Annotated in this window: 16 protein-coding genes; 4 read left to right on the top strand and 12 right to left on the bottom strand. The window is 68.5% G+C overall.

Features of this window, described 5'->3' with window-relative positions:
- Positions 1–39: 39 nt before the first annotated feature.
- Together B378_RS0100755 and B378_RS0100750 are read right to left on the bottom strand one after the other, a co-directional pair.
- On the bottom strand, positions 40–1,221 hold the full coding sequence (locus tag B378_RS0100755) for a hypothetical protein (RefSeq protein WP_017341923.1): 1,182 nt from the start codon (positions 1,219–1,221) through the stop codon (positions 40–42).
- A gap of 30 nt (positions 1,222–1,251) precedes the next feature.
- Positions 1,252–2,406: a lysylphosphatidylglycerol synthase transmembrane domain-containing protein gene (locus B378_RS0100750; protein WP_017341922.1), complete on the bottom strand. Its 1,155-nt coding sequence runs from the start codon at positions 2,404–2,406 to the stop codon at positions 1,252–1,254.
- 119 nt (positions 2,407–2,525) lie between these two features.
- Between B378_RS0100750 and B378_RS0100745 the strand changes: the two genes are divergently transcribed.
- Both B378_RS0100745 and B378_RS0100740 read left to right on the top strand, forming a co-directional pair.
- A complete protein-coding gene (locus tag B378_RS0100745) occupies positions 2,526–2,828 on the top strand; it encodes a hypothetical protein (protein ID WP_017341921.1) in 303 nt (100 codons plus the stop codon).
- Between the two features lie 70 nt (positions 2,829–2,898).
- Positions 2,899–3,459, top strand: coding sequence for a rhomboid family intramembrane serine protease (locus B378_RS0100740; RefSeq protein ID WP_017341920.1), 561 nt, complete (start codon positions 2,899–2,901; stop codon positions 3,457–3,459).
- Between the two features lie 95 nt (positions 3,460–3,554).
- On the opposite strand, the gene rpsJ is transcribed toward B378_RS0100740, so the two are convergent.
- The 4 genes from rpsJ to B378_RS0100720 all read right to left on the bottom strand — a co-directional run bounded on the left by rpsJ (position 3,555) and on the right by B378_RS0100720 (position 6,984).
- Positions 3,555–3,863: a 30S ribosomal protein S10 gene (rpsJ, locus tag B378_RS0100735; RefSeq protein WP_004048854.1), complete on the bottom strand. Its 309-nt coding sequence runs from the start codon at positions 3,861–3,863 to the stop codon at positions 3,555–3,557.
- A gap of 3 nt (positions 3,864–3,866) precedes the next feature.
- Positions 3,867–5,132 carry a translation elongation factor EF-1 subunit alpha gene (tuf, locus tag B378_RS0100730; RefSeq protein WP_017341919.1) on the bottom strand — a complete coding sequence of 422 codons (1,266 nt, stop codon included), beginning with the start codon at positions 5,130–5,132 and terminating at the stop codon, positions 3,867–3,869.
- Positions 5,133–5,353: 221 nt separating this feature from the next.
- A complete protein-coding gene (locus tag B378_RS0100725) occupies positions 5,354–6,361 on the bottom strand; it encodes a homoserine dehydrogenase (RefSeq protein ID WP_017341918.1) in 1,008 nt (335 codons plus the stop codon).
- Positions 6,358–6,984, bottom strand: a complete 627-nt coding sequence (locus B378_RS0100720; protein ID WP_017341917.1) for an amino acid-binding protein — start codon at positions 6,982–6,984, stop codon at positions 6,358–6,360. The genes B378_RS0100725 and B378_RS0100720 overlap by 4 nt, the downstream gene beginning before the upstream one ends.
- Positions 6,985–7,394: 410 nt before the next feature.
- Here B378_RS0100720 and B378_RS0100715 point away from each other — a divergent pair, with 410 nt between their 5' ends.
- Entirely contained in the window at positions 7,395–7,883 is a 489-nt protein-coding gene (locus B378_RS0100715) for a DUF3592 domain-containing protein (RefSeq protein WP_017341916.1), read from the top strand.
- Positions 7,884–7,961: 78 nt separating this feature from the next.
- Here the strand turns inward: B378_RS0100715 and B378_RS0100710 are convergent, their stop codons facing one another.
- Positions 7,962–10,151, bottom strand: a complete 2,190-nt coding sequence (locus B378_RS0100710) for an elongation factor EF-2 (RefSeq protein ID WP_017341915.1) — start codon at positions 10,149–10,151, stop codon at positions 7,962–7,964.
- A 253-nt stretch (positions 10,152–10,404) separates the two neighbouring features.
- Between B378_RS0100710 and B378_RS0100705 the strand changes: the two genes are divergently transcribed.
- Positions 10,405–11,049, top strand: coding sequence for a bifunctional 4-hydroxy-2-oxoglutarate aldolase/2-dehydro-3-deoxy-phosphogluconate aldolase (locus tag B378_RS0100705; protein ID WP_017341914.1), 645 nt, complete (start codon positions 10,405–10,407; stop codon positions 11,047–11,049).
- 390 nt (positions 11,050–11,439) lie between these two features.
- Here the strand turns inward: B378_RS0100705 and B378_RS0100700 are convergent, their stop codons facing one another.
- From B378_RS0100700 to katG, 5 genes are all read right to left on the bottom strand, one after another.
- Positions 11,440–15,537, bottom strand: a complete 4,098-nt coding sequence (locus B378_RS0100700) for a DNA-directed DNA polymerase II large subunit (protein ID WP_017341913.1) — start codon at positions 15,535–15,537, stop codon at positions 11,440–11,442.
- A 40-nt stretch (positions 15,538–15,577) separates the two neighbouring features.
- On the bottom strand, positions 15,578–15,997 hold the full coding sequence (locus tag B378_RS0100695) for a PPC domain-containing DNA-binding protein (RefSeq protein ID WP_017341912.1): 420 nt from the start codon (positions 15,995–15,997) through the stop codon (positions 15,578–15,580).
- A 236-nt stretch (positions 15,998–16,233) separates the two neighbouring features.
- Positions 16,234–16,623 (bottom strand): NifU family protein, encoded by a 390-nt coding sequence (locus B378_RS0100690; protein WP_004598656.1) that lies wholly within the window; start codon positions 16,621–16,623, stop codon positions 16,234–16,236.
- 79 nt (positions 16,624–16,702) lie between these two features.
- Positions 16,703–17,032, bottom strand: coding sequence for a DUF5783 family protein (locus tag B378_RS0100685; protein ID WP_017341911.1), 330 nt, complete (start codon positions 17,030–17,032; stop codon positions 16,703–16,705).
- Between the two features lie 319 nt (positions 17,033–17,351).
- On the bottom strand, positions 17,352–19,481 hold the full coding sequence (gene katG, locus B378_RS0100680) for a catalase/peroxidase HPI (protein ID WP_017341910.1): 2,130 nt from the start codon (positions 19,479–19,481) through the stop codon (positions 17,352–17,354).
- Between the last annotated feature and the right edge of the window lie 288 nt (positions 19,482–19,769).

The raw sequence follows: 19,769 nt of genomic DNA, 5'->3' as shown, positions 1-19,769 counted from the left end.
GTGTTTTAGGCTTACCTAAATACTTTTAGTCGTGTCGGTTCAGTCGTCCGCGACCGCCGGCGTCCGGCGGATCGCGTCGAGGCAGTCGAGCCAGTCGCGCATGTACTCGCCGCAGTGGTTGAGGAACGCGCCGTTGTTCCACTCGTCGAACTCGCCCTCCGCGAGCGCGTCGGCCATCTCGTCGAAGACCGCCGCGTACGAGTCGGCGTCGTCGCCCGCCTCGTCGACGACCTCCCAGACGTGTTCGTTCAGCTCTAACCCCGCCACCTCGTTCGCGAGGTCGTCGAACGTCGAGCGCGGGGCCTTGTTGTGTTCACACAGCGGGTCGCCGTTGTAGATGCGCTTGCCGAGCACGTCGCAGGCGCGCTTTAAGAAGAGCCCCGACCAGATGTCGTCGAAGCGGCCCACGTCCCACTCGTTGTCGTCCATCGGCAGCTGGTAGAACGCCGGGATCACCTCGCGGCGGAACGCGAGGTTCATCGAGCAGACGGTGAGGTAGTTGCCGCGCGCGGCGACGAAGTCCTCGCCGAAGTCGTCGGCGGTCGTGCGGGTCTGCGCTTGCCCCTGTAAGTCGCCGTCCATCAGGATCCGGACCGCGTCGAGGTCGGGAACGTTCGTCCACAGCCCCTGCGAGGCGACGACCTCGCCGGGCTCGACGTCGACCGCGTCCGTCTCGACCGTCTCGTCCATCGCCGAGTACGGGTAGCCGCGCGGGTAGAGCCCGTGCTCATCGGCGTTGTCGTAGAGGACGTTCACCCACTCCTCGTCGGAGCGCACGCGCTCGACTTCGCCGCCGAAGGCGAGGTTCTCCATGTGGCGGCCGAAGTAGTCGACATCGTCGTGCGGGAGCGTGTCGTCGTCGATGAAGATCCCGTACTCGAAGGAGTCGTCGGCCCACATGTACAGCAGGCCGAAGCTCGTCTCGGCGTGGCTCGCGGCCGGGACGACGTGGCCGTACTCCGCGACCCCGTTGGCCTCGTACCACTCCTCGCGGCGGCTGCCGTCGAACACCTCGCCGGAGACGCCGAGGTCGTCGAGCATGGCGCGCATCTCGTCGGTGTCACAGAAGTCCTCGGTGACTAAGAGGAAGTGGAGCCGCGAGACGTCGAAGCCGTGTTCGCGGGCGTTCGCAACGTACTCGCGGAGGCACTCGTACTCTCGGATCGTCGGGACGATGACGCAGATGTCCGAATCGTCGGCGCTCGGGGCGGTGGTCGGCATATGCGATAATTTTTAGGCTGGCCTAAAAACTTAGCGGTCCGTCGCGGTCGGCGCCGCGGTCGACTCCGTCTCCGGCGCGGATTCGTCCGGAGTCCCCGTCAGCGAGAGGTCGAACGCGGCCGCCGCGGCCGCGCCGCCGGCGAGGGTGACGCCGTTCTTCAGCGCGTGGTCGAGCACCGCCGCGGCGAGCGCAACCTCGGGGGCGATCGGCGTCGTCGCGACGACGATCCCGGTGAACGCGGCCTCGTACAGACCGATCCCGCCCTGCGAGAGCGGCAACACCTTCGCGAGGTTCCCGGCCGAGACCGCGAGGGTCCCGACGACGAGCAGCGTGACGGGGGCGACGCCGCCGCCGAACCCGCCGACGAGCGCCGCGAGCACGAGGACCGCGGTGGCCACGTCCAGCGCCCAGACGACGGCGCTGGCGAGGAACACACGCACGAGCGCCGCCCCGTCCGCGGCGACGACGCGGACGGCGGCCCCGAACCGGACCGCGGCGTCGACGGCCCGCGAGAGCCGACTGCCGTCGAACCGGTCGCGGAGCGCCGGACCGAACCGGCGGTCGCTCCGGGCGACCGCGACGGTGACCGCCGAACCGAGCGCGGCCGCGACCGCGATTCCTCCGGCGGCGGCGAGCGCCCGCCCCGACCCGTCCGGCGCCGCGGCCCGCCCGTCGACGAGCAGGACCGCGAGCGCGGCGCCGCCGAGGACGCCGAGCGCAACTAAGTCGAACGCCCGCTCGACAGCCAGCGACGCGACGCCGGTCGGGTACGGCACGTCGCGCCGGTCGTTCAGCAGGTACGCGCGCACCCCGTCGCCCGCCCGGGCGGGAACGATCAGGTTCGCGGTCTGGCTCGCGAACACCGCCGCCGTGAGGAACGCCGTCCGGCAGCGGTGTCCCATCGGCGCGAGCACGTCGCCGTACCGCCGGCCGCGGAGCGGCCACGACAGCAGGTACGCGGCGAGCGCCGCCGCGAGGAACGCGGGGTCGGCGGTCGCGGCCGCCTCGATCACGACGCCGACGTCGAGCGTCCGCGCCAACACCGCGCCGCCGACCCCGAGGACGAGGAGCGTGCCCGCGATCGCGAGGGTCCCCGGAGGAAGCCGTTCGCGGAGCCGCGAGAGACTCCCGCGAAGACGAGAGAGACGTTCGCGGAGCCGAGCGGCGACGACGCGCGTGTTCATGCGATTGTTTAGGTTGCCCTAAAGAATAAAACGCTGGCGGTTCCCGGAGGCGAAGCGGGGGCGATCGGGGAGCGCGGACCGACGCAACACGTTTGTTCATGGAAATCGAAATACCACGCATGAACGCGAACGAGGCGGCCCCCGGCTCCGCGACCGACGCCGTGCGGATGTGGCTCGTCGAGCGCACTTACTCCGACGACGAGCAGAACATGGTGATCCTCACGTACGCGACGCCGGACGGCGAGCGCTACTTCCGGAAGGAGCGCGCGCTCACCTCCTTCACGGACGTGCGCGACACCACGGCCGCCGTCGACGCGCCGCCGTCGAACGTCGGGACCGTCGACGACCCCGACGACCGCAAGCGCTACGCCGCCGAGGCGACGCGGATGGCGAAGGCGCACGACCCCGACGACGTGATCTGAGTCGCGCGCCGGTCGGGGGACGAACCCGCCCCGCACACCCTTTTCACCGCGCGGTTCCAACCCTCACCTCATGCGTGCTACCCTCGAAACGCTCGGAATCACCCTCCTCGTCGGCGCCACGCAGGCCCTCCTCAGCCTCGTCGGCCTCTTCGGGCTCCTCGCGCTGTCGACGCCCGTCTCCGTCGCTCCGTGGACGCTCGTCACCAGCGTGTACGCCCACGGCTCCGTCGGTCACCTGCTGGCGAACGCCGTCGGGCTGCTGCTCGTCGGGCCACTCGTCGAGCGCCGGACGACCCGCGTGCGCTTCCACGCGTTCGTGGTTGCGACCGGCGCGTTCGCGGGCGTCGCGCAGGTGACCCTCGGGAGCCTGCTCGGTCCCCCGTCCGCCGTGTTGGGGATCAGCGGCGCGGTGTTCGCGCTGGGGGGCTACCTGCTCGCCGGCAACGTCGTGAGCGAGACGCTGTTCGACCGGTTCCGGCTCTCTCCGCGGATTCAACTGGCCCTGTTCGGGTTCCTCGCGGTCGTCCTCACCGCGATGACGGCCGCGCCCGGCGTCGCGCTGATCGCGCACGCGACCGGCGCGTTCTGCGGGCTCGCGGCCGGTCGGGTCGGGCTGCTCGACGCGAGGTGAGCGGGATACGACCGCAGGAGGCGAGACGCGATCGACGACGCCGTCGCTAGACGCGGTGAAAAAACGAGAGGGGTGAAAGAGAAACGCCCTAGCGCTCAGTCTTCGAGAACGATCTCGATGCTGACGTCGTTCGGCACTTGGACGCGCATCAGCTGGCGGAGCGCGCGCTCGTCGGCGTCGATGTCGATCAGACGCTTGTGGACGCGCATCTCCCAGTGCTCCCACGTCGCCGTCCCCTCACCGTCCGGGGACTTGCGCGACGGGATCTCGAGCGTCTTCGTCGGCAGCGGGATCGGGCCCGACAGGGCGACCCCCGTCGAGTCCGCGATCTCGCGGACGTCGTCGCAGATGTCGTCGAGGTCCTCGGGGCTCGTGCCGGCGAGGCGGACGCGTGCCTGCTGCATCGATTATCGCTCGTTGACTTCCAGCACCTTGCCGGCCGCGATGGTCTGCCCCATGTCGCGGATGGCGAAGCTGCCGAGCTCCGGAATCTCGCCGGACGGCTCGATGCTGAGCGGCTTCTGCGGGCGCACGGTGACGACCGCGGCGTCGCCGGACTTGATGAAGTCCGGGTTCTCCTCGGCGACCTCACCGGACGAGGGGTCGATCTTCTGATCGATGGACTCGATCGTACAGGCGACCTGCGCCGTGTGGGCGTGGAAGACCGGGGTGTAACCGGCCGTGATCACCGACGGGTGCTGCATGACGACGACCTGGGCCTTGAACGTCTCGGCGACGCTCGGCGGGTCGTCGGCCGGGCCACAGACGTCGCCGCGGCGGATGTCGTCCTTGCCGATGCCGCGGACGTTGAACCCGACGTTGTCACCGGGCTCGGCCTTGGGCACCTCTTCGTGGTGCATCTCGACCGTCTTCACCTCGCCGCCCACGTCGGACGGCTGGAAGGAGACGTTGTCGCCGGTGTTGAGAATCCCGGTCTCGACGCGTCCCACGGGGACGGTCCCGATGCCGGAGATGGTGTAAACGTCCTGGATCGGCAGGCGGAGCGGCGCGTCCGTCGGCGGCTCGGCCTCCGGCAGGTTGTTGAGCGACTCCAGCAGGGTGGGGCCGTCGTACCACGGCGTGTTCTCGGACGCCTCGGCGACGTTGTCGCCCTCGAACGCCGAGATCGGCACGAACGTGGTGTCGTCGGTCGCGAAGCGGACCTGGTTGAGCAGGTCCTCGACCTCGCCGATGACCTCCTTGTAGGAGTCCTCGCTGTAGTCGACGAGGTCCATCTTGTTGACGCCGATGATGAGCTCGTTGATCCCGAGCGTTCGGGCCAGGAACACGTGCTCGCGGGTCTGGGGCGCGACGCCGTCGTCGGCCGCGACGACGAGCACCGCGTTGTCGGCCTGCGAGGCGCCCGTGATCATGTTCTTCACGAAGTCACGGTGGCCCGGACAGTCGACGATGGTGAAGTAGTACTGGTCCGTGTCGAACTCCTGGTGGGCGATGTCGATCGTGACGCCGCGCTCGCGCTCCTCGGCGAGGTTGTCCATCACGTAGGCGAACTCGAAGCCGCCCTTGCCCTTCTCTTCGGCTTCCTCGCGGTGCTGCTCGATTACGTGCTCGGGGACGCTCCCCGTCTCGAAGAGGAGGCGACCCACGAGCGTGCTCTTGCCGTGGTCGACGTGGCCGATAATGGCCAAGTTCTGGTGCGGTTTGTCACTCATGGGGTAATCACGCGCTAAGGCGCTCTGTGAGTAAGTTTCGGTTGATTCCACTAAAACGGTTTCGATACGGCCCACAGAGTATCGCGCCGCCGTCCGGCGATTGTCGACAACGCGGGACACGACAGAGCGACACATGACCCCGGTCCGCGGCGGCGGACTCGGCGGTCGAAGCGGCCTGCTCCGGCCGGACGACCCGGCCCACTCCGGCCGGACGACCCGCCCTACTCCAGCCGCCCCACGTCGCCGAGGACCGCGCTCGCGGTCTCCGGGCCGCCCGCGCCGCGGCCGGAGATGTTGAGCCGGCCGGCGTGAGACGTCTCGATCTGGACGATGTTCTGCGTGCCGGAGACCGCGAGCGTCCCGTTCTCGGGGACGAGCCGCGGCGCGACCCGCACGGTCTCGCCGGTCGCCTCGCCGATCAGCCGCACCGTCCGCCCGTCCTCGGCCGCAAGCCGGAGCGCGGAGCCGGGCACGTCGCGGATCCCCGAGACGTCGGCGTCGTCGAGCGTGAACTCCCGGGCGTCGGCGGGGTCGTCGGCCGCGCCAAAGGATAGCACGTTCGCGAGGATGACGCACTTCAGCGCCGCGTCTGTGCCGTCCACGTCGAAGGAGGGGTCCGCCTCCGCGACGCCGAGATCCTGCGCCTCCGCGAGCACGTGGTCGTAGTCGAGCCCCTCGGCGGCCATCCGCGTCAGGATGAAGTTCGCGGTCCCGTTGAGCACGCCCCGGACCGCGGTGACGTGGCCGGGTTCGATGTCCTCGACGGTCGACACAGCGGGGATCGCGCCGCCCACCGTCGCCTCGAACCGGATCTCGCCGTCGCTGTCGTCGACGGCCGCCCGCAGGTCGCCGAACCGCTCCGCGACCGGGCCCTTGTTCGCGAGGACGGCGTGGCGGTCGCGCTCCAGCGCGCGGGTCACGTGCGAGAAGCCGGGCTCGGCGTCGCCCAGCGTCGTCGGCGTGGCCTCCACGAGGACGTCGTAGTCCGCCGAGAGGGCGTCTTCCGGATCCGCGTCGCCGACGATCCCGCGCTCCGCCTTCCGCGCGACGACCGCGTCGGGGTCGACACCAACCGAATCGTCTCCGCCGGCGCCGGCCCGACCGCCAGTTCCGTCGGCGACCGTCGCGCTCGACGAGTCCGCGACCGCGACGACCTCGTGGCCGTACTCGCCCGCCAACTCGACGACGGAGCGCCCGACCGCGCCCGCGCCGATCACGGCGAGCCTCACGCGTCCACCCCCGTGAGCGGCTCCACGACGCGGAGCTCCTTCTCGTCGGCGAGCTCGCGGACCGCCGCCAGCGCCGCGTCCGTCTCGCCGGCGCGCGCTTCGAGCCGGAGCCGCGCGCTCGACACCTCCTCGGTCCCCTGCGGGGCCGCGAGCGACACGTCGGCGACCGACGCGGACTCGCAGGCCTCGATCCGCGAGAGCGTGTCGGAGAGGTCGGTGTCGATGAGGTGGCCGAACAGGAGGATCGTCACCTCCTCCGCGTACCGCTCCGTGCCCGCCTGCATCACGTTCACGCCCTCGCTGCGGAGCGCGTCGACGATCTCCTCGAACCGCTCGGGGGTCGCCTCGAAGTCGACCTCGACCGGGATCCGCCCGCGGGGCGTCTTGTTCCCGCGCTCGTGGTAGATCGACAGGAGGTTCCCGCCGTTGTCCGCGATCGGGTGGAGCGCGGCGAGCAGCTGGCCCGGCTCGTCGACGAGCTCTAACCGGACCGTGTGCGTCGAGGGGGCCGTCGAGGCGTGGCCGCCGTCGGGCGACGCCCCGGGGTCGGCCGGGTCGGACTCGCCCGCCGCGTCCTCGGCGTCGAGCGCGGTCTCCGGTGCCCCGTCGCGGCGATCGCTCACGTCGCCACCTCCGCCGCAGCGCGCAGCGGGGCCCGGTCGGGAGCGCGCGTTCGCAGACACGTCCCTGTCCCCGGCGTGGAGCGGTCGCTCGGTGGCTCCGTCGCGGTGCGCCGGGGGGGAGTCGTGCCCGTCTGCATACTCGAACGGAGTCGGACGATCGGGTATAAGCCTTCGGCGATGGCAGGCGTTGCCTCGCCGCCTCGGCTGTCAACGTACCGCACGGATCGGGCGGAAATGTCCCGCAGAATTATGGGCGGTCGCGACCGATCGCCGGGCGTGTGTCACCCTCCACGCGGTTCGCCGAGCATCGCTGTGCGGCCCGACACGTCGAATCAGCGTCTCTCGGACCAGACGCCGCCCAATCGCTCTTCCCCAGACCGAACCCCTTCGAACCGAGGTGCGAGCGCAGAATGAGCGGGCTCTCGATCGACGGTCCGAAGACCCTCAAGGGAGCGGTCGTCATGCTGTTGATCGGTCTCGCGGTGACCGGCTACGGGGCGTACGACTACACCCAGCAGTCGAGCGCGGTCGAGGACGCCGTCGCGGTCGACGCGACCGTCACCGACCGCAGCGTCGAGTCGACGTCGACCGGGAGTAGTCCCGGCGTGGACTACCGGCCGGCGGTGCGGTTCACCTACGAGTACGAGGGGACGGAGTACGCGAGCACGAACGTCTTCCCGTCGGCGATCACGTCGAACTACGACACCGAGTCGGCGGCCCGCGAGGTCGTCTCGGAGTACGCCGCCGGCGAGTCGACCACCGCGTACGTCGACCCGGCCGACCCCGGCGGGGCGTTCCTGAAGGCGCAGACGTCGAATGCGCCGCTGTTCGCTGCCGTGCTCGGGCTGTTCCTCGCCCTCGGTGGGGCGCTCTCGACCGTCAGGCGAATCCGCGGCTGACGGCCGCGCCGCTTCGAGGAATCGAGCTCGAAGAGAGAGGAAAAACGGGGACCGGCTACCGCGAACCGCGCCGTCGACTCAGAAGTAGTCGATCGACTGCGGCAGTTCGAGCTTCATCCCCTTGCGCTCGCGGATCTCCATGATCTTCTCGCGCTGGAGGTTGTCGACGAGCACGCGGAAGCCCGCGTTCTCGGTGTTCCACGAGGCGCGGCCCTCGGTGGCCGAGCGGATGTCGGAGGAGAACCCGATCATCTCCTCGACGGGCGCGATGCCCTCGACGACCATTAGGTCGCCCTCCTGGTACATGTCGTCGACGCGGCCGCGGCGGCCCTGGATCTCGCCGGACGCGGCGCCCATGTGTTCGCTGGGCACGTCGATGCGGACGTCCTGGATCGGCTCCAGCAGGCGGACCTCGCCGTCGATCAGCGCGCGGTGGACCGCGTCGCGGACCGCCGGGATGACCTGCGCGGGGCCGCGGTGGATGGTGTCCTCGTGGAGCTTCGCGTCGTGCAGGCGGAACAGCGACCCCTGAACCGGCTCGGCGGCCAGCGGGCCGTCGTCGAGCGCCTCCTGAAGCCCCTCCAAGACGAGCTCCATCGTCTCGTTGAGGTGCTGGATCCCCTTCGTGTCGTCGATGAGGATGTTGGTCCGGTGGATGTCCTCGACGTTCTGGGAGGTGTCCTTGTCCATGCCGGCCTCCTGCAGCGCCTCCCGGCGCTCCAGTTCGGGCATGTCCATCGAGACCTCGCCGAGCTGGATGGCGTCGACGATCTCCTGGTCCATCGGCTCGACGGTGATGTAGAACTTGTTGTGCCGGTTCGGCGACTGCCCCTCGACCTCGCGGGACGACTCCTGAGGCTGCTCGCGGAACACGACGATCGGCTCCCCGGTGATGACCGGGATGCCCTGGTTGTCGCGGATCCGCTGGGTGATCACTTCGAGGTGGAGCTCACCCTGCCCGCTGATGAGGTGCTCGCCGGTGTCCTCGTTGATCTCGATCTGGATCGTCGGGTCCTCCTTGGCGACCTGCTGGAGCGTCTCGATGAGCTTCGGCAGGTCGTCCATGTTCTGCGCCTCGACGGACTTCGTGATGACCGGCTCGGAGATGTGCTCGATCGACTCGAACGGTGTCATCTCCACGGAGGAGACCGTCGAGCCGGCGATGGCGTCACGCAGCCCGGTGACCGAGGCGATGTTCCCTGCCGGGACGCGGTCCACCTCTTCGCGCTCCGATCCCATGAACAGGCCGACGCTCTGGATGCGGTTCTTGCCGGCGGTGCCGGAGACGTACAGCTCCTGGCCCTTCTCCAGCGTGCCGGAGAAGACGCGGCCCGTCGCGATCTCGCCCGCGTGCGGGTCCATCGAGATGTCGGTGACCATGAAGACGACCTCGCCGTCCTCGTCGACCAGCCGCATCGTGTCGGCCAGGTCGGACTCGGGGTCGCCGCGCCAGATGCGCGGGACGCGGCGGGGCTGGGCGTCCACCGGGTTCGGGAAGTGCTCGCAGACCATGTCGAGCACGACGTCCGACAGGGGCGTGCGCTCGTGGAGCTCCTGCCGCTTGTCGTTCTGTTCGAGCTCCATGATGTCGCCGAAGTCCATGCCGGTCCGCTGCATCGAGGGCATCGAGACGCCCCACTTGTACAGCGCGGAGCCGAACCCGACCGTGCCGTCCTCGACGGAGACGGTCCAGTCCTCGGGGATGTCGTCCATGTTCTCGGCCATCCCGCGGATGAGCTCGTTGACGTCGGCGATGACGGACATCAGCCGTTCCTGCATCTCCTGCGGCCCCTCCTGGAGCTCCGAGATGAGGCGGTCGACCTTGTTGATGAACAGCGTCGGCTTCACGCCCTCGCGGAGCGCCTGCCGGAGCACCGTCTCCGTCTGGGGCATCGCGCCCTCGACGGCGTCGACGACCACTAAGGCGCCGTCGACCGCGCGCATCGCGCGGGTGACGTCGCCCCCGAAGTCAACGTGACCCGGGGTGTCGATGAGGTTGACGAGGTGGTTGGTGTCCTCGTACTCGTGGGTCATCGAGACGTTCGCCGCGTCGATGGTGATCCCGCGCTCCTGCTCGTCCTCCTTCGTGTCCATCGCGAGCTGCTCGCCCGCGGTGTCCTCGGAGATCATGCCGGCGCCCGCCAGCAGGTTGTCGGAGAGCGTCGTCTTCCCGTGGTCGACGTGGGCGGCGATGGCGATGTTCCGGATGTTCTCCGGGGCGTCCATCAGCCGCTCACATTCCTGAACGATCTTCTTGCGTCGGCCCATTATACCGAGTGTTACCGAAAGGAGGGTCAAAAGGGTAGTGTTTCGTCGCGGCCGTTTCGCGGGCGAGTACCCCCGATCGCCGCCGATTTCGTGTCGACCGGTGTCACGGGGCAGGCGGCGAAGCGGGGGCTCGGTCGGGTCGCCGGCAGTGCGCGGTCGCCCGTACCCCAGTTGCCGTCGAACCGCCTCCGCTCGTCCACACCGACTGCGGTCATCGGCGCGGTTTTAAGGACCGACTCGGGTAACTGGGAGTATGGACGAGACGCTTTCACGGCTCGACGACAGCGGCGTCGTCGCGGTGTTGCGCGGGGTGCCGGCCGACCAGCTCATCGAGATCGCCGAGGCGCTGCGCGAGGGCGGGGTCACCGCCGTCGAGATCACCGCCGACACACCCGGTGTCGCGGACCTCATCGAGGAGGTCACGGCCTCGTTCGACGACGAGGTCGTCGTCGGCACGGGGACGGTCCTCGACAGCGAGACGGCCCGGACCACGCTGATGGCGGGCGCGGAGTTCGTCGTCTCCCCGAGCCTCCACGAGGACGTGATCGAGACGTGCAACCGCTACGGCGCGGTCTCGGCGCCGGGTGTGATGACGCCGACCGAGGCGGTCCGCGGCTACGAGGCCGGCGCCGACTTCGTGAAGGTGTTCCCGGCGAAGACGGTCGGCCCGGCCCACCTCGGCGCGATGAAGGGCCCGCTGGGCCAGATCCCGATGATGCCGACCGGCGGCGTGGGCCCCGACAACGCGGCCGACTACATTGACGCCGGCGCGTTCGCGGTCGGCGCCGGCGGCGCGCTCGTCGACTACGACGCCGCCGAGCGCGGCGACTACGAGGTCATCACCGAGACCGCCCGGGAGTTCGTGCAAGTCGTCGAGAACGCACGCGCAGACGACTGAGGCGAGGCAGTAGCGACGATCTACTTATAAACAGAATTGGGCGGTAGTAGCGGTGGCGCGCCTCCGAGCGGGCCATCGGCCCGCGAGGAGCCCGCGAGGGAGTCGGCGCGGCGCTTACAAGCGCCGCGCCGACGAGGCTGGGGAGGCGTGAGGCTGCGGTGCCGTGCGGGGTGGGACTCAAAGGGGCAGCCGGGAGGACGAAGGCGCGGGACGCAAGGACCGCAAGGAGTGAGTGAAACGAGCGACTGAGGACCGCAGCGACCGCACCGAGTCCTCCCGGCTGGGGCTTTGGAGGTCGTCACCGACAGATCGAGATCAACTCTTTATAAAAGACAGACGTGATCGACAACCACTCACAAATTTCGAAAGGCGCGCCTCCGCGCCGATCACCTACATAAAGTCCGCGATGCCCGACTGCTTGTTCGTGTCGTCCTCGAAGATCGACTCCAGCGACTGGTCTAACACCTTCAGCCGCTGTTTGGTGTAGGGCCGGCAGCCGAACCGCTCCGCGACCTCGATGGCGGTGTCGACGTACTTGCTCACCGACCCCTCGTGGACCGTGAGGTTCACGCGGCCGCCGCACTCGCGGCACTCCCCCGTCAGCGGCATCCGGCGGTACTTCTCGCCGCAGTCGAGACAGCGCGTCTCCTGCCGCGAGAACGCTCGGAGGTTCCCGATGATGTCCGGGAGGAAGTGGTACTCGATCACCCGCTCGGCCACGTCGGTCTCGTCGACCGCGCGCAGCTTCCGGGCCAGCTCTAACTGCGCGTCCATCTTCTCCATCATGTCGCCGAGCGTCTTGTACGCCGACAGGTCCGGCCCCATCGCGATGTCCGTCGTGTCGTGAGTGTGGTCGAACCCGTGGTACTCGTCGTCGGTCCCGAGCGTGTCCTCGCCGATCTGGATCAGCTCCTCGACTTCCTCCGGGTCGGCCAGCTCCCGCGAGGCCTCGTACAGCTCCAGCGGGTACTCCCGCACGATGTCGACGTTGTGCGCCTCGTCGTCGATCTCCGAGGGGTCGATCCGGGAGGACATTACCAGCGGCGCGTCCATCCGCCCGCCGCGCTGGTCGGGCAGAAATTCTTTCGAGAAGTTGAGAAGTCCGTCCATGAGAAGCATCACGCAATCCTCGTCACCGTCACATTGAGCAACTGACAAGTCATTCGCCGCGAGCGTGTGCGTCTCGGCGACGGTGAGATTGTACGTGTATTCGACATCGCTTTCGAGGAACGAGATCGACGTAACCTCGTCAGTCTCGATTCCGCCGTCCGTCGCCGTGCCGGTGGCGGCGTTCATCGATACGTTCTGCTGTGAAGGACTCGACGGAACGGAATCACCAACCTCCAGTTCGTTCGCGGCCACTTTTTGGACTTCCGCATCCACGACTCGCAGCATCGTGTGGTCGGGCGTCACGCGAATCGAGCGCCCGCGACGCGTTTCGATCCGGACGAGGTGATCCTGACTCGGATGTTTTGAGACGGCAGTTACCGACTGTGTCACCTCGTTTCCGCGTTCGTCGATCGAAGGCACCTCGATCGCACCGTCGAGTTCCTCAACGAGCGTTCCGAAGTCGTCGGTCCGCGGATCGTCCAGCCGATCCTCGACGAACGTCTCGATTGTTTCGCGGTGTCGACCCGCGTTGTCTCGATACTCGATCTCCGTCTCCGGGTGGAAGCAATTCCGTCGTTTCGCGGCGTGAAAGTACGGATGAGCGTATCCCACGGCGGCCGACGTGAATCCGACCACTCTCCCGACAGTCGCGGCGCTCGTGTGGGGCGCCATCCCGAAGACGAGCTCGCCGACGAGGTCGTCGCGCTCGTTCACCTCGTAGAAGCGGTCGAGCCCGTAGAACTGTTCGAGCAGGTCGTCGACGAAGTCGGCGGTCTTGAGCATGTGCTCGGCCGCGCCGTCCGAGAGGACGATGTCCTGGACGCGGAGCTCGACCACCTGGTCGTCGTGACGGAGCGGCTCGCCGTCGACGTCCGTCTCGTAGCCCAACTCGCGGAAGTGATCGGCGGTGACGTCGAGCTCCGCGGGCTTGACCGCGGTGACCGGGAGGTCGGTCATGTCGTACCGGACTGTGCCGTCCTTGAACGAGGTGACGCCGTTCTTCGCGCGGAGGACGCCCTTCTCGATCGGTTCGGGCGTCTTGTTCCGCGAGGTGAGCCCCTGGACCCCCTTGAGGATCTCGAAGGCGGACTCCCGTTCGCCGACGTTCTCCAGCGCCGAACGGTACGCGTCGTTGACGTCGACCTCCTGGTACGTCGCGGCCGTCACCTCCCACTCGCAGTTCGGGCACTCGACGCGGCCGGCCTCGTCGGGCTCGCAGACGGTTCCGCAGTCGTTACACTCGTAGTGCGGCTCCGTGTGCGTCTCGCAGTCGGGACAGAGCGCGGCGTAGGTGTGTTCGCCGCACTCCGGACAGACTCGGTCGGAGACCTGGAGTTCGTGCCGTCCCCGGTGACCGGTGTCGTCCATGACGTTCGCGGCCTCGGCCACGTCGCGCTGCGGGCCGCCGGCCTCGTTGATCGGGAAGAGGGTGTGGACCGCAGGCGAGAGGTCGCGGCTCTCCGACTTCTCCGGCCGCCCCATCCGGTTGCCGATCCGGGTCGGCGCGCGTTCGCGTACCTCGAACGGCGCGACCTCGTTGACCGCGCGGATCGCGTTCTCGCCGTCGGCGTACTCGCGGGCGGCGGCCGAGAGGTCGTCCGCGTCCCACTCCTTCCGGAGCCCGTCGTCGATCCCGAGCGACCGCGCGAGCGGGCGCCACGTCGGGATCCGGAGCGCGTCCGGGGTCGCCGCGTGTTCGACCAGCAGCGACTCCAGCGCGTCCCGGACCGGCTCGGTGCGCTCGATCGCGAGGACGCCCTCGACGATCTCGCCCGCGGCGACCGCGTCGGCCAGTGCCTCGAACGCCTCCACCGACACGTCGTGCCAGAGGTACGTGTACTCGGGGTGGAGCGGACAGTCGTACTCCTCCGCCCACGCGAGCGCCTCGTCGACGTCGGGGTGTTCGAGGTCGACGTGCGGGTCGTCGCCCATGGCCTGAACGTCGGCGCCGGCCACCTCGAACTCCTGGACCCACCACTCGGGGGCGTACGACGCGGGCGCGAGCGGGTGGTTGTTCTCGACGAACTCCCCGTAGTTGACGAGGTACTCGCCCAGGTCGAGCACCTTCTCGATCCCGTTGCGAACCTCCTTGGCCTCCTCGGGGTCGTCGATACGCCGGACCTCGCCGTTCGCCAGCCGGACCGTCGGCCCCTCGATGGAGTCGACGGGGACGACGCCGTGGGCCTTTCCGGGTCGCTCCGTCTTTATCTGCGTCCCGGCCGCGAGGAAGTCGTCGACGATGTGCATCGTCGCGGGGTGGACGCCGCCGGTCGCGAACCCGTGGTTGCGCGCGCGACCGTAGCGGAGTCGGAACCCGCCGGCCTCGCTCGGGTGCGTGAAGACGGGCCGGCCCGCGATGAGGTCACGGAGGAACTTCTGGGAGGGGTCGGCGCGGGGCGGGCCGTCGGCTTCGGCCTCGTTGTCGGACTTGGCCTCCGCGTCGCCCGGTTCGCCGTCGGCCGCCGCGTCGTCTCCGTCTTTCGCGTCGCCGTCTCCGGCCGTCGATTCGGCGGCGTCGCCGTCGCCTGCCCCGTCCTTGCCGATCGTCCCGTCGATCAAGTCCTGGAGCCACGGCCAATCGACCTCCTCGAGGTCGCGGGTGTACCGCTGGATCTTCGGGGCCTTCAGCGCGATCCCCTCGGCGGCGACGAGACACATCCCGCCGCGCGCGGAGTTGGTGTCGACGCGTTCGAGGTCGCGGAACCCCGACACCTCCTCGTCGCTCGTCGCCTCCCCGTCGAGCATGACGGGGATGTGCTTCGCGATGAACTTCGACTCCTTGTCCTTCGGCGTGTACTGGAGCCCGGTGTCCTTGTCGTATAAGGCGATCTCCTCGGCGTAGCGCTCGACCTCGACGTCGCGCGGCTTGTACTCGTCGATGCCCAGCAGCGACCGGGCGTAGTCAGCGACGAGCACCGACAGCGCCTGCGCGGTCCCGCCCGCCGAGCGGATCGGGCCGGCGTAGTAGACGTTGACGAACTCGGTGCCGTCGTCGTTCTCTAACAGCTCGACCCGGTCGATCCCCTCGATCGGGGCGGCCACGACGCCCTCGGTGAGCAGCGCGACGGCGGTCCGGACGGCCCCCTCGATCTTCCCCTCGCGGGAGTCGTAGTCGCCGACGCTCCCGTCGACGAAGTCGGTAACCAGCTCCAGGGCCGCCTCCTCGCGGGACATCTCGCCCTCTAAGTCGCGGACGCGCTCCGCGACGCCGTCGATGCCGAGGATGTTCTCGACGCGGTCCGCCATGTCGCGGGCGACCGGGATCTCGATCTCGGGCTCCGGGTCCCGGCCCTGCTCTTTGGCCGTCTCCGCGACGTCCCACGCCTCGTCGAGTCGCTCCTCGATCCGCGCGAAGTAGCGCTCGTCGTCCGGTCTCATCGGGCCTCAGTCGAGGGAATCGCGCGGCGCGTTAGTCGGGTCACAGCCACAGGTCGAGGTCGGTGGCCTCGTCGTGCGAGCGCTCCAGCGGCTCGGCGAACGCGCGCAGGTGGCACTCGCCGGCCCAGACGGTCGCCGAGTCGAGGTGGCCCGCGAGGGCCTGCCCGCTCGGCCGCGAGAGCACGACGTGGGTGTGCGCGAACACGTCCCCCTCCAACAGCGAGACGTTGCCCACGCAGGCGGCCACCTCCAGCGGCTCGTCGAACGTCACCGAGCGGTACTCGGTCTCCTCCTGGTCGTAGAACCAGACATCCGCGTCCTGGACCGCGCCGAGCGCCGTGAACCAGCCGGCCTCGACGTCCTCCTCGCGGGCGAGGCTCTCGATCTCCTCGCGCCAGTCGGCGCCCGTCTCGAACCGCGCGACGTACTCCGCCGTGGGTTCGACCTCGCGATGGTACATAGCAACTCCCCACGGCTGCCGGGGAGAAAAAGGCTTCAGTCGGACCGAGCAGGACCGGCGGAGTGAATTCAATATAGCGACATAGAATTTAACCCTGCTCGCCGAGAGAGACAGGAGAAACGACTGGAGCGTCGTTACAACGCGTCTGATCGCCGAAAACGAGCGATCATCGCCGAACGGCAACGCGACTGGCGAAGCGGAAAGAGAGAGAGGAAAGCCTCGGGGGTCGAAGCGACTCAGAACGGGGCCTGGGGGCCTTCGTCGTCGCCGCCGTCGTCGTCGGTCGTCTCGCCGGGGAAGGAGGGGGACATGCCGCCGCCGCTGCTGGTGCCGCCGAGGTCGCCGTCCGCGCCGGCGGACGCGCCGGTGTCCGCGTGGACCGTCTCGATCTCGGGGATCTCCTTGACCATCCGGGACTTGATCGCCTGGATCGTCATCGGGGAGATGCCGCAGCCGGAGCAGGCGCCGCCGAGCTGGACCGTCACCTCGCCCTTCTCGCGGTCGAGGTGGGCGATGGCGGCGCTCCCGCCGTGCATCTGGATCTGCGGGAAGTTGCGCCGCAGGAAGTTCGTGATCCGCTCGCGGAGTTCGTTTTCCGCGTCAGCCGCGTCGGTGTCCGTGCTCATGCCCGCGAGTTGGCGGGCGGCGGGCTTATGCCTTTGGTTCGGGCGGATACGGGCCGCGACGCAGCCCCGTCGCGTCCCGTTACTCCGAGCGATCGACGCCGAGGGTCCGGTACAGCTCGGACTCGATCCGCTCGACGTACTCGTCGAGCGTCTCCTCGAACGTCTCGTCGTCGACCGCGACGGCGCCGCGGATGCGCTCGCGCGGGTTCTCCGGCAGCTCGACGCGGAACTCGCCGTCCTCGTAGAAGGGCTCCGACTCGTTGAGCACGGTCTGGTCGATCCCGTGGATCAGCTCCGAGTCGTACCGGTCGTTCATCTGCTCGAACGCGTTCTTGTACGCCCGCTGGAGCTCGTTGAAGTAGTGGGCGTACTTGTCCTCGAACTTCTCCGGGTCGAACTCGTCGGCCATGTCGCGATCGAGGGTCCGGCGGGAAAAAAGCCGGTCGATCGTCGCCGAAACGCCGGATCGGACGGGAAGAACGAACGTGCGGTAAGCTGTGGAATCCGAGCGGAACTGGCGTGATGAATCTTATATCGCGATATAGAATCTGTCGCTGCGGCGATGGCCGGCCCCTCGACGTCGTGCTACAGGACGGACGTTGGGCAGCGCTGACGGGGAATTCAGGACGGCGGGGAGCGACCAGCGACAGACGGGCGGCGAACCGACCGGCACGCTACGGACTCGGTCTGGAACGATTCAAAAAGAAAACCGGCCGCGACGACGACCGTCAGTCGAGATCGAAGCGGTCGAGCTTCATGACCTCGCTCCACGTCGCGACGAAGTCCTCGACGAACTTCTCCTCGTCGCTGGCGTACACGTCGGCGATGGTGCGGAGCCGCGCGTTCGACCCGAAGATGAGGTCGGCACGCGTCGCCTCCCACGCGACCTCGCCGGTGTCGCGGTCGCGGACCTCGTAGAGGTCCTCGGCGTCGGTGACCTCATCCCACTCGTACTCCATGTCGAGCAGGTTGACGAAGAAGTCGTTGGTGAGCGTCCCGGGATCGTCGGTGAACGCCGTGCGGTCGGCGTAGGTCGCGCCCAGCGCGCGAAGCCCGCCAGCCAGCACGGTCATCTCGCTGGCGGTTAAGTTCAGCAGGTCGGCCTTGTCGACCATCAGGTCCTCGACGTCCTCGTCGGCGTCGCCGAGGTAGTTACGGAAGCCGTCCGCCTCGGGCTTGAGCGCCTCGAAGGAGTCGACGTCGGTCTGGTCCGCGGCGGCGTCGACGCGGCCGGGCGCGAACGGCACCTCGACGTCGTACCCGGCGTCGGCCGCGGCCTGTTCGACGGCCGCGGTCCCGCCCAGCACGATGAGGTCGGCGAGCGAGACGCGGACGTCGTCGGACCGCGACTCGTTGAACTCGGCCTGGACGTCTTCGAGCGTCGAGAGGACGTCGGCCAGCCGCTCGGGCTCGTTGGCCTCCCAGCTGCGCTGGGGTTCGAGGCGGATGCGGGCGCCGTTGGCGCCGCCGCGCTTGTCGCTGTCGCGGTAGGTGGACGCCGCAGCCCACGCGGTCTTGACGAGCTCACCGGTCGAGAGGCCGGAGTCGAGGAGCGCCTCCTTGAGCTCGGCGACCTCAGCGTCGCCGATCGTCTCGTAGTCGACCTCCGGCAGCGGGTCCTGCCAGATCATCGTCTCTTCCGGGACCTCGGGGCCGAGGAAGCGCTCCGGCGGGCCCATGTCGCGGTGGATGAGCTTGTACCACGCCTTCGCAAACGTCTCCTGGAACTCGTCGGGGTCGTCGCGGAACTCCTCTAAGACGGCCCGGAAGTCGTCGTCGTGTTTCAGGGCCACGTCCGTCGTGAGCATCATCACGTCCTCCTTGTCGGAGGCGTCCGCGACGCCGGGCGCGGCGTCGTCGAGCTCGTCGTTCTTCGTGGTCCACTGCCACGCGCCGCCGGGGCCCTTCTCCGGCTCCCACTCGTAGGTGAGCAGGTTGTTGACGTAGCTCATGTCCCAGACGGTCGGGGTGGCGTTCCACGGCCCCTCGATGCCGCTAGTGATGGTGTCGGGGCCCATCCCCTCGCCGAACTCGTTGTCCCAGCCGAGACCCTGGAGGTCGATGGGGGCGTCCTCGGGCTCGGGACCGAGGTTGTCGCCGTCGTCGGCGCCGTGGACCTTGCCGAAGGTGTGGCCCCCGGCGATGAGCGCGACAGTCTCCTTGTCGTTCATCGCCATCCGGCTGAACGACTGCCGGATGTTCTTCGCCGAGCCCTCGAGATCCGGCTCGCCGTTCGGCCCCTCGGGGTTGACGTAGATGAGGCCCATCACGGTGTTGCCGAGCGGCGCCTTCAGGTCGCCCTCCTCGTCGAAGCGCTCCTCGGAGGTCATCTCCCACTCGCTTTCGGGGCCCCAGTCGACGGCGTCGTCGCCCCGGAAGTCGTCCTCGCGGCCGCCCGCGAAGCCGAACGTCTCGAAGCCCATCGACTCCAGCGCGACGTTGCCGGCGAGCACGATGAGGTCCGCCCACGAGAGCTTCTCGCCGTACTTCGTCTTGACCGGCTCCAGCAGCCGCCGGGCCTTGTCGAGGTTCACGTTGTCCGGCCAGCTGCTGATCGGCGGGAGGCGCTGGTGTCCGCCGGCGGCGCCGCCGCGCCCGTCGAGCGAGCGGTACGTGCCGGCGCTGTGCCACGCCATCCGGATGAACAGCGGGCCGTAGTGTCCGTAGTCGGCGGGCCACCACTCCTTCGAGTCGGTCATCACGTCTTCGAGGTCGGATTTGACCGCTTCGAGGTCGAGCTCCTCGAACGCCTCAGCGTAATCGAACCTCTCGTCGTAGGGACCGATGTTCGCGGAGTTCTGATCGAGCAGCTCCAGATCCAACTGATCCGGCCACCACTCTTGGGTGTTACTAGCCATCAAGAAATGATCGGCCCTCTTCGCTGATAATATTGTCTAAGTCGGAGAGGGAATCATCGTTATAACAGAGAGTTTCTATCGAAATAATGAAGTTCTTTTCGTAAATCTTCGAAGTCGCTGACAAGGGCCGCAGCGGCGCTCCAATGGGTTTACCGCGCGGTAAGTGTCTACTACCGGCCCCGATACGTAGCCGTTTCGACACTTCGACTGTCATGTGTGAGAGCCACACCCGAGGATCCAGCGGCGCATTGGTTCGCTTCGTCGCGGGACCTCAGCGGGCGAGGACCG

Source organism: Halorubrum sp. T3 (assembly GCF_000296615.1).
GTDB lineage: Archaea > Halobacteriota > Halobacteria > Halobacteriales > Haloferacaceae > Halorubrum > Halorubrum ruber.
Note: the sequence above shows the minus strand (reverse complement) of the source record. Positions and strands in the feature narration are given on the sequence as shown.

Bases quoted from the DNA above. Each gene is read 5' to 3' on its own strand.
- katG (WP_017341910.1), bottom strand. From the start codon at position 19,481: ATGGCTAGTAACACCCAAGAGTGGTGGCCGGATCAGTTGGATCTGGAG.
- B378_RS0100715 (WP_017341916.1), top strand. From the start codon at position 7,395: ATGAGCGGGCTCTCGATCGACGGTCCGAAGACCCTCAAGGGAGCGGTC.
- B378_RS0100690 (WP_004598656.1), bottom strand. From the start codon at position 16,623: ATGAGCACGGACACCGACGCGGCTGACGCGGAAAACGAACTCCGCGAG.
- B378_RS0100705 (WP_017341914.1), top strand. From the start codon at position 10,405: ATGGACGAGACGCTTTCACGGCTCGACGACAGCGGCGTCGTCGCGGTG.
- B378_RS0100710 (WP_017341915.1), bottom strand. From the start codon at position 10,151: ATGGGCCGACGCAAGAAGATCGTTCAGGAATGTGAGCGGCTGATGGAC.
- B378_RS0100740 (WP_017341920.1), top strand. From the start codon at position 2,899: ATGCGTGCTACCCTCGAAACGCTCGGAATCACCCTCCTCGTCGGCGCC.
- B378_RS0100745 (WP_017341921.1), top strand. From the start codon at position 2,526: ATGAACGCGAACGAGGCGGCCCCCGGCTCCGCGACCGACGCCGTGCGG.
- tuf (WP_017341919.1), bottom strand. From the start codon at position 5,132: ATGAGTGACAAACCGCACCAGAACTTGGCCATTATCGGCCACGTCGAC.
- B378_RS0100700 (WP_017341913.1), bottom strand. From the start codon at position 15,537: ATGAGACCGGACGACGAGCGCTACTTCGCGCGGATCGAGGAGCGACTC.
- B378_RS0100685 (WP_017341911.1), bottom strand. From the start codon at position 17,032: ATGGCCGACGAGTTCGACCCGGAGAAGTTCGAGGACAAGTACGCCCAC.
- B378_RS0100750 (WP_017341922.1), bottom strand. From the start codon at position 2,406: ATGAACACGCGCGTCGTCGCCGCTCGGCTCCGCGAACGTCTCTCTCGT.
- B378_RS0100755 (WP_017341923.1), bottom strand. From the start codon at position 1,221: ATGCCGACCACCGCCCCGAGCGCCGACGATTCGGACATCTGCGTCATC.
- B378_RS0100695 (WP_017341912.1), bottom strand. From the start codon at position 15,997: ATGTACCATCGCGAGGTCGAACCCACGGCGGAGTACGTCGCGCGGTTC.
- rpsJ (WP_004048854.1), bottom strand. From the start codon at position 3,863: ATGCAGCAGGCACGCGTCCGCCTCGCCGGCACGAGCCCCGAGGACCTC.